General features: G+C 63.3%; 2 protein-coding genes. Both read right to left on the reverse strand.

The genetic code is table 11. The features are described 5' to 3' along the window. Positions 1–141: 141 nt before the first annotated feature. The gene (locus ACTFO6_RS17200; RefSeq protein ID WP_439935661.1) at positions 142–1,761 is read right to left on the reverse strand and encodes a lipase family protein; all 1,620 of its coding nucleotides are present in this window, start codon (positions 1,759–1,761) and stop codon (positions 142–144) included. Positions 1,762–1,776: 15 nt separating this feature from the next. Then, positions 1,777–2,361: a hypothetical protein gene (locus ACTFO6_RS17205; RefSeq protein WP_439935662.1), complete on the reverse strand. Its 585-nt coding sequence runs from the start codon at positions 2,359–2,361 to the stop codon at positions 1,777–1,779. Positions 2,362–2,411: the final 50 nt, after the last annotated feature.

Genomic DNA, 2,411 nt, shown 5'->3' on the forward strand with positions numbered 1-2,411 from the left:
CCGGCAGCTTCACCTGCTCATAGACCCGGATGCCGCCGTCGATGGCGCAGAGCCTCCTGACCTCCGCATCGAGCGCCATCTGGGAGGGCGTGGCGCAGCCGGCAACGATCGGCAGAAACGCGATAAAGGAAGGAAGGGATTTCATGCGGCAAGTCTCCATGCATCGTTGCCCGCTTGCTCGCCAGTCCGCAAACGCATGCCATCAGGATATCGACATCGGCATGCCGCAGCAATATGACATATGAGATAACTGCCGGCAACCATGCCGTCGCGCCATGTCCGCCGTTCGACCGCCCAGTCGCGTCCGATGCGCGCCGTATCCCCGTCGCTGCCGCCTTGCCCCACCAGGGTGTCCTCCCCCGCGCCGCCAAGAAGTGCATCTTCGCCGCCACCACCCGAGAGATTGTCCAGGCTCGCCCCGCCCACGAGCAGGTCATCCCCCATACCTCCCGCAAGGGTGTTGCCGGAGTCGCCGCCCAGCATAAAGGCAGAGCGATCTTTCGCCGTGGCGCTCATGCTGCCGCCGGCGATGAACCATTGCGCTGTCCCGGCCAGCTTGCCGCCGTAGGCAAGCCTCGCCTCATCGCCGCCGAGACGGGTCGCCCACAGGTAGGACTGGAGGAAAGACAGGTAGCCCTTGTTGCTGCCAAGGTCAGGGGCGACCGCGGCGATGTCGAAGCGCAGCCCGCCGTCGACGGATTCGAACAGCTCCCGGGTAAAGCCCTGGTCCTGGTTGTGATAGGCCTGGAGGCCGAAGGCGATGAGCGCTTTGTTGAGAGACTCATCACCTCTCGCCTGGGGGCCGGCCGCGGCGATTTTTTGCATGTCCGCGGCGAAATGGGTGAGCATCCCCGTGCCGGCGAATTCGCCCGGAACGCCGAATTGGTGGCGGACCAGGTGGTCGATCATGGTGCGTTCGGCGCCGGCGGGTCGAGTATTGAATAGGCTCTGGTCAAAAATAAGCGCAACCAGGTTAGGCAGGTCGATGGTCGCCGCCCTGAAAGCTTCATCCTGGAGCGCAATCAGCAGGCCGATCGAGTGCAGCGCCGTCGGGTCAAACCCCGGCGCGCCGTGTTCCAGTATCTGCGGCGGGTTCGCCCCCAAGGTCGATCCGGAGAAGTTCTTCCACAGCACCTCGTTCTGCACCACAACCCGGGTGATGGCCTCCTCACCCCGAATGCCCGGTTCCGCGCTCGCCCCCGTCCCGTTCGCCGGCTGGCCGCTGTGGAAGGTATCCAGCGCCGCGGACAGCTCGTCGCTGAGAAGCGACGCCCCCGTGGCGGGATTGATGGTCCCGGCGAGGTGGTCTCGCAGCGCCTGCCGTGCGTCGTTGTTCGCGCTCGCCCGAAACGGCGCTGGATCGAAGGTGACCGCCGGTCGATCGAAAAATACTCCCATCAGCGCCGCGAGACCTCCGCCCAGGCTGTGGCCGGTAAAACTGATGGCGGCCTCGGGGTGCGCCTGCCGGATGCGGGCGTAGAACTCCGCCGCTTTGTAGAGCTGCTCGGGCGTCCAGAACGCCCCAGCCAACGCCAGATTCGCCGCCCAGTCCTTCGGCTCGTCCGTGCCGGCAAAGGCAATGACGATCTCGTTGCCCTTGCGATAGGCAACCGCCTCATAGCCGGAAGAGGGATCATATTCGTAGCCTATGCCATTCCCAAGTTCGTCCCATCCCGTCGGCGCCGGAATCCAATTTTGCTCGTGCCGGTTTCTTTGATAGGCGCTGCCCGCCATCAACGCATAGTCAAGAATGGTTGCCACGATTCTTCCTCCCCGTTAATCCCGTTGTTGCAATCTGTGTAAGCAAGCTCCAAATCCCGCTGTCCCTGACCGATAGATGTTCATCAAGGAATGGCCCGTGTCCCTGTTCCTTCTTCGGATCGTCTCCGCCGCTACAAGACCGTGCTCGATCTCTCTCACCGACTGCAGGCTGTCGGTGCTGATCATCAGATTGGCCTGATTGATTTCCTCCGGAAACTCGCTCACCGGAATGCGTTGCCATGCTCCGTGCTCGTATTTGAAGAACACGTACGGCGGAACAGGGCGGCCCCAGCGATCGTAATCCGGACAGGTTCTCGGACTCGCTACCAGATAAGCCGTCCCATCCTTGAGGCCAACGGCCAGCGGAAGCAGGCTGCGGTCGCCTATCCAGCGGGCCTTGCCGCCCTGCGGTAGCGGGATGTCAATCGTAAAACCGATCGCCAGCGGCGGCTTATTGAGGTCGGAGAGTTCGCCGTCGAACGGGCTACCGAGCCTGTGGGCGCGCTCCACAATCAAGGTGCGCCCATCCGGCAGCACCACCTCCTCTTTCCAGTAGCGGCTGCCGCCAGCGCAACCCGTAAGCGCAAGGGCAAGCGCCAACAACTATGCGCATCGAGTTCTCATGCGGCTGCCCTCTGGGGAATCCTTCG

Source organism: Pelomicrobium sp. G1 (assembly GCF_051905455.1).
Classification (GTDB): Bacteria; Pseudomonadota; Gammaproteobacteria; order Burkholderiales; family UBA6910; genus Pelomicrobium.